We start from the raw sequence: 4,031 nt of genomic DNA, 5'->3' as shown, positions 1-4,031 counted from the left end.
TATGAACGGCCTGTGCCGATTCTGCCTCACCGTACGGTCGCCGCGCGCCCCTCAAGCCCGATCCCGCGCCCCTTCCGCCCCCGACGGCCCCCGACGGCCCCCGACAGCAGCCTCCGTCGTTCAGCCCCGCCGCGCAGCCCCTTCGTTCAGCCCCGCAGATTCACCAGCAGCGGCGGCGCGTGTTCGCCCCGGACGTCCGTCAGGGACAGCACCGCGTGGCCGGGCGGCACGGCGTGCGCCAGCTCGGACGCGGACCAGCGCTCCCGCTCGACCTGGCGCACGGTGACGGCGCGGGCGGTCGGCGCGGACCCGGTGATCACCCGGCGCAGCGCGTGCCACGCCTTGCCCGCCGGGGAGTCCGCGATGATCTGCCGGTCGGTGACGTCCCGCGCCTCGGTCCACTCCTTGCCCCAGACCTCGGCGAAGTCCTGACCGTCCCACGGGGTGATCCCGGAGAGCGCCATACGGCAGCCGGTCGCGCCCAGCAGCGGCCCGCGCAACGGCCGGGGCACGTCGTCGAGGGTGCGCAGGGTGAGGACCGTGCCCGCGTTGGCGGACCGCAGCCGCTGGATGCCGCGAACGGCCTCGGGGGTGATGACGCCCGTCGCGTCGTCCAGCACCAGGCACGCGAACAGCGAGCGGTCCTCCCGTACCGACACGCTCGCGGTGAACTGCGCGAGCACCAGCCGGGCCAGGATGCGTGAGGCGTCGGCGTGGCCGCGCTGGGGGAGGTCGATACGGACCCGGACGGGGTGGTCGAGCGCCTGGAGGGAGAAGGGCCGTGACTGGCCGGAGGTGTCGAAGAACCCGGCGAAGGCGGGCCGGTCCAGCAGGGCGACCCGGTCGGCGAGGACGGAGCCGACGTCACCGGGGTGCCCGAGCTGCCGCTCCCGCGCGTCCAGCTCCCGCAGCAGCGACTCCTGCCCGGCGTCCTGGAGCGCCTTGCGCAGCTCGCCCAGCGGGCCGGGGGCGCCGTCGAGCAGCTGCCGCAGCTGCGGCACCGACGGGAACCGCCCGTGCACCGCCCGGAACGGGCCGAGCAACTGCGCGAGCACGGTGGTCGAACGCCGGCTGTCGGCGCCGGGGTGCGGGTCGGCGAGGTCGCCGACGAGCGCCTCGGCGAGGACGGCGGCCGCCTCGTCGGGGTCGGTGGTGCCGCCGTAGAGGTCGAGGTCGTACACGGACTCCGGGTTGCCGATGCGGACGACGACGTCGTAGGCGTCGGCCGGGCCGAGCCCCGCGCCCGCCGCGCCCACGACCACCACAGCGGCCCGGCCGGCCAGCGCGTGCAGGCACAGCGACTCGGCGACGGGCCACACGATGCCGCCGGTCTTCCCCGACCCGGCGGGCCCGACGGCCAGCAGGGACGTGCCGAGCAGTTCCGGGCCGAGGGCGAGGCCGGTGCCGCGGTAGGCGTACGGGTTGCGGGGGTCGTCGGCGGTCGTGCCGAGCCGGACCTGCCCGGTCACCATGTCGTGCTGCGCGAGCCGGCCCGGGAGGTCCCGCTCCCCCGACGGATGCAGACATGCCGCCGCGCCGTCCTTCAGCACCGCGCCGGTGAACGTCGCCATGCTGTGCCGCCCACTGCGCACCCCCTGCCAGGCCCGCATGATCCGCGCGTGATCCACATCCCGCATGAGCCCGGCCCGCGCCTCGGCGACGAGCCGGTCGGCGACGTCGGTTGCACCGGCTGCCCGCAATTGGTTCCACTGGGCGGGATCGTCCTCGGCGGTGGGAGCCGCCTGCTCCTGCGACTGGCTGCGGAAACGGGGCGCAATGTAGCGACGCCATACTTCTCCCCAGCGTCCGAGCCGGGCTACACCGAGAAGGATCACCAAGGCGACCAGCAGCTTGTAGCCCTCATAGAGAATCAACCCGCCGACCGGGCCACCTTCACCGGTGCTGCCCTGCCAGGAGTCGGGCACGATCAGGTCGAGCGGGATCCACCACCAATAGCCGAGGTAGCCGTTCTGCAGCAGGGACCAGAGCAGCCAGCCCACCAGGAAGGCGATGAGGGCTCCCCCGAGCAGCTGGCGCGCGGGGATCTCGTCGGGCTCCTTGTCGGGTCGCGGGGTGTGCCCGAACCGCCACATGCCCGGTGCCACATCCGGCCTCGGAGTCCGCAGCCATGCCAGGAAGGACGTGCCGTCCGGCAGCGGAGGAACCCCTGGTGCACGCGTCGGCCGAGGAGGCACCGCGGGCATCTCCGGCGACCCCGCCGGACGCGGCACAGGATTCGCATGCGTGCCCCGTGCGTCCCGCGTCCCGTCGCTGTTCATCGCCTTGCCCCCTGACCAGCCGTTCCGTCCACCATCAGCGAGCCAATCTAACGCTCCCGGAAAGGGAGTTCACCGCTTACGCGGCCGGGTACTCACCCGGGCCCACCGTTTTACGCGGTGGGACGCACATCCGTACCCACGGTTCCTCCATGTCCAACGCGGACAAGACGAACCCCCGACAACGCCCACATGGAGCATGCCCAGCCTCCGGTCCCCGCCCTAGCCTGCGAGAAAAGAAGGCAAGCGTCCGAGAACGCCCGCGCCCCGTCGGCCGCCACGAGCGCCGGCCCCGCCCCGTACGCCCGATGTCGTACACACGCACGATCACCAGGGAGCTCCCATGACCGCCCTTCCGCCGCTTCCGCAGGAGCGCCGCGTCGTCACCGCCATTCCCGGACCGAAGTCGCAGGAGCTGCAGGCACGTCGTACCGCCGCGGTGGCGGCGGGTGTGGGCTCCGTGCTGCCGGTGTTCACCGCGCGCGCGGGCGGCGGGATCATCGAGGACGTGGACGGCAACCGGCTGATCGACTTCGGCTCGGGCATCGCCGTGACGAGCGTCGGCGCCTCCGCCGAGGCCGTGGTCCGCCGGGCCTCCGCCCAGCTCCAGGACTTCACGCACACCTGTTTCATGGTCACCCCGTACGAGGGCTACGTGGCGGTCGCCGAGGCCCTCGCCGAGCTGACCCCGGGCGACCACGCCAAGAAGTCCGCCCTGTTCAACTCGGGCGCCGAGGCCGTCGAGAACGCCGTGAAGATCGCGCGTGCGTACACCAAGCGGCAGGCCGTCGTCGTCTTCGACCACGGCTACCACGGCCGCACCAACCTGACGATGGCGCTCACCGCCAAGAACATGCCGTACAAGCACGGCTTCGGCCCGTTCGCCCCCGAGGTGTACCGCGTGCCCGTCGCCTACGGCTACCGCTGGCCGACCGGCCCGGAGAACGCGGGCCCGGAGGCCGCCGCCCAGGCCATCGACCAGATCTCCAAGCAGGTCGGCGCGGAGAACGTCGCCGCGATCATCATCGAGCCGGTCCTCGGCGAGGGCGGCTTCATCGAGCCCGCCAAGGGCTTCCTCCCGGCCATCAGCAAGTTCGCCTCCGACAACGGCATCGTCTTCGTCGCCGACGAGATCCAGTCGGGCTTCTGCCGCACCGGCCAGTGGTTCGCGTGCGAGGACGAGGGCATCGTCCCCGACCTGATCACCACCGCCAAGGGCATCGCCGGCGGTCTCCCGCTCGCCGCGGTGACCGGCCGCGCCGAGATCATGGACGCCGCCCACGCGGGTGGCCTGGGCGGCACCTACGGCGGCAACCCGGTCGCCTGCGCGGGCGCCCTCGGCTCCATCGAGACGATGAAGGAGCTCGACCTCAACACCAAGGCCAAGCACATCGAGGCGATCATGAAGTCCCGCCTCACCGCCATGGCCGAGAAGTTCGACGTCATCGGCGACGTCCGGGGCCGCGGCGCCATGATCGCCATCGAGCTGGTCAAGGACCGCGCGACGAAGGAGCCGAACCCGGAGGCGACCGCCGCGCTGGCGAAGGCCTGCCACCAGGAGGGCCTGCTGGTCCTGACCTGTGGCACCTACGGCAACGTCCTGCGCTTCCTGCCGCCGCTGGTCATCGGCGAGGACCTCCTGAACGAGGGCCTCGACATCATCGAGCAGGCGTTCACCCGCGTCTGAGCCCTCCCGCCCCCCTCGTTCGCCCGCCCCTCGCGAGCCCTTCAGGAGCTCCTCGCGAGGGGCGGGCG

General features: G+C 72.6%; 2 protein-coding genes. One reads left to right on the top strand and one right to left on the bottom strand.

The annotated features are described in order from the left end of the window. Nucleotides 1–146 precede the first annotated feature (146 nt). Nucleotides 147–2,279: an ATP-binding protein gene (locus tag AOK23_RS41775; protein WP_079050017.1), complete on the bottom strand. Its 2,133-nt coding sequence runs from the start codon at nt 2,277–2,279 to the stop codon at nt 147–149. Nucleotides 2,280–2,619: 340 nt separating this feature from the next. Here AOK23_RS41775 and gabT point away from each other — a divergent pair, with 340 nt between their 5' ends. Further along, nucleotides 2,620–3,963, top strand: a complete 1,344-nt coding sequence (gene gabT / locus AOK23_RS41770) for a 4-aminobutyrate--2-oxoglutarate transaminase (protein ID WP_055717614.1) — start codon at nt 2,620–2,622, stop codon at nt 3,961–3,963. Nucleotides 3,964–4,031: the final 68 nt, after the last annotated feature.

This window comes from Streptomyces torulosus (assembly GCF_001419765.1).
GTDB classification, from domain to species: Bacteria; Actinomycetota; Actinomycetes; order Streptomycetales; family Streptomycetaceae; genus Streptomyces; species Streptomyces torulosus.
The sequence above is the reverse complement of the archived record's forward strand: the minus strand, read 5'-3'. Positions and strand labels throughout refer to the sequence as shown.

Coding starts and splice junctions, on each gene's coding strand:
- AOK23_RS41775 (WP_079050017.1), bottom strand. CDS start 2,279: ATGAACAGCGACGGGACGCGGGACGCACGGGGCACGCATGCGAATCCT.
- gabT (WP_055717614.1), top strand. CDS start 2,620: ATGACCGCCCTTCCGCCGCTTCCGCAGGAGCGCCGCGTCGTCACCGCC.